General features: G+C 38.9%; 3 protein-coding genes. All 3 read left to right on the forward strand.

All coding sequences use genetic code 11. The features are described 5' to 3' along the window. The coding region (locus tag ACESM9_RS15505) for an oligopeptide/dipeptide ABC transporter ATP-binding protein (protein WP_373000810.1) at positions 1–247 on the forward strand (247 nt) is incomplete at its 5' end. After that, positions 210–1,220, forward strand: a complete 1,011-nt coding sequence (locus ACESM9_RS15510; protein WP_373000812.1) for an ABC transporter ATP-binding protein — start codon at positions 210–212, stop codon at positions 1,218–1,220. The genes ACESM9_RS15505 and ACESM9_RS15510, both read left to right, overlap by 38 nt. A gap of 49 nt (positions 1,221–1,269) precedes the next feature. Continuing rightward, positions 1,270–2,515: peptide ABC transporter substrate-binding protein (locus ACESM9_RS15515; RefSeq protein WP_373000815.1), on the forward strand; the 1,246-nt coding region annotated here is incomplete at its 3' end.

Here is a 2,515-nt window from a genome sequence, read left to right on the forward strand (position 1 = left end):
ACCCAGGTTATCTTCAAACAAGACGAGGCTTGTTCCAATACCTGGTACACCTCCTGATCTCTTAAAGCCTCCAAAGGGTTGCCCTTTTTACAATAGATGCAACTTTGCAATGAATATCTGCAAAGAAGAAATGCCTTTGTACTATCAAAGAGGCGAGCAAAAAGCTATGTGTTGGATGTTGGATGAAAATGCACCTCGTGTAGAAGAGTATGAAAGACAAAAAGGAGGTGTCAGGAGTGGAGTATAATGAAAAGCTTTTGGAGGTACGAGGTCTGAAAAAGTATTTTGAAAAGCACAAGGGCATATTTCGCAAGAAGGTTGAGCATGTAAAAGCTGTTGATGATGTTTCATTTTTTATAAACAAAAAAGAAACCTTTGGTCTAGTGGGTGAATCAGGCTGTGGAAAATCAACTACAGGAAGAACCATTATAAGGCTTTATAAGCCTACAAGTGGCAAGATACTTTATGATGGAGAAGACATAGGAAAGCTGGATGAGAAGGATTTGATGCCCTACAGAAAGAAAATCCAGATGATTTTCCAAGATCCTTATGCCTCCCTGAATACCAGGATGACAGTTGCAGATATAATAGGTGAACCCATGGAAATACATAATATTGCAAGCGGTAAAGAAAAAGAAGAAAGAATAATTGAGTTATTGAATTTAGTTGGATTGAGTAAGATTCATGCAAGCAGATATCCTCACGAGTTTTCTGGAGGTCAAAGGCAGAGAATTGGTATAGCCAGAGCTTTATCGGTAAATCCCGAGTTTATAATATGTGATGAGCCAATATCCGCTCTAGATGTTTCTATTCAAGCCCAAGTGGTTAATATGCTTGAGGATTTGCAGGAAAGCTTTGGCCTTACTTATTTATTCATAGCACATGATCTCAGCATGGTAAGACATATATCTGACAGGATAGGCGTAATGTATCTTGGCAGTTTGGTAGAAGTTGCAGATAGAAATGAACTCTATGATAATCCAATACATCCTTATACGAAAGCTCTTTTATCATCAATACCAATACCTGACCCAGAGCTAGCAGAAAAGACAGAGAGAATCATATTAGAAGGAGATGTTCCAAGTCCTATAAACCCACCATCGGGTTGTAAGTTCAGGACTAGATGCAAGTACAAGAGTGATATTTGCAAAGAAACTGTCCCGAAGTTGATAGATGTAGGCAATAAACATTATGTAGCCTGTCATCTGTTACAAAACTAAAGAAGATTAGCGATAGTGTTGCTATCAATAATAATGGAGGAGGAGTATCATGAAAAATCTTAAAAAGCCAACAGCAATATTTCTAATCATGACAATGGTAATTGTGACACTAGCAGGTTGTGCAAAACCTGCCCCGGTCACATCAGAAGTTCCTGCAGAAGAAGAACAACCTGGAGAAGAAACCATATCTGATTCAGTACTGGTATGGAACATAGGATCCGAACCTCAGTCATGGGATCCTCAAACATGTGGTACAGTTGAAGGCGGAGACATCATCAACACATTGTTTGAAGGTCTGATGATGGATACAAAAGATGGTTTGAAACTTGCAGCAGCAGAAAGCTATGAGGTAAGTCCAAACGCAGAGGGCGTAGAAAACACTGTTTATACATTTAAGCTAAGGTCCGATGGTAAATGGTCCGACGGAAAACCTGTAACTGCACACGACTTTGAATATGCATGGAAAAAACTGTGTTTACCTGAGGCAGCAGCAACATATGCATTTTTGATTACTGACTATGTGGTAGGAGCGCAGGAATTCTATGATGGTGAAGGAGAATTAGACGATATAAAGATCAATGCTTTGGATGATTATACTTTACAAGTTGAATTGAAGGCACCCGTTCCATACTTCTTAAGCTTAACATCCTTCATGGCATTCATGCCATCAAGAGAAGATATTGCAGAACAGGGTGAAGGTTGGGAAAAATCTCCCGAAACTTGTATATCCAATGGCCCATTCAAGCTCACAGAATATCAAATCGGATCTCATTTATCCTTTGAGAAAAATGAACATTACTGGGATGCTGAGAATGTTAAGCTAAAAGGAATAAAAGGCTTATTCATTACAGAGGACACTACAGCACTTCAAGGATATAGAGCAGGAGAAATACAAGTATTATCAACAGTACCTCAAGGTGAAATACCTAAGCTTGCTTCAGAAGATCCAAACTTCTATAATGAGCCTGCACTGGCATGTTCTTTCTATACTTTTAATGTAGATGTACATCCAACAAATGATGTAAATGTTAGAAAAGCTTTATCATTGGCTATTGATAGGAAGATGATTGTTGAACAGGTATTAAGAGGTGGAGAGATTCCAGCATCAGGCTATGTTCCTTCATCCTTTAGCCTATCCGATGGGTCATCCTTCAGGAAACTTGATAGTAACGGTAGAGTAACAGAAGAATATGAGATAGACCCATGGAATGTAAATGTAGAAAAAGCAAAAGAATATCTGGCGAAAGCTGGATATCCAGATGGAAAGGGTTTTCCGAAGATTGAACTGCTCCATG

The sequence above is a fragment of the Lutispora sp. genome (assembly GCF_041687175.1).
GTDB lineage: Bacteria > Bacillota > Clostridia > Lutisporales > Lutisporaceae > Lutispora.

Bases quoted from the DNA above. Each gene is read 5' to 3' on its own strand.
- ACESM9_RS15510 (WP_373000812.1), top strand. From the start codon at position 210: ATGAAAGACAAAAAGGAGGTGTCAGGAGTGGAGTATAATGAAAAGCTT.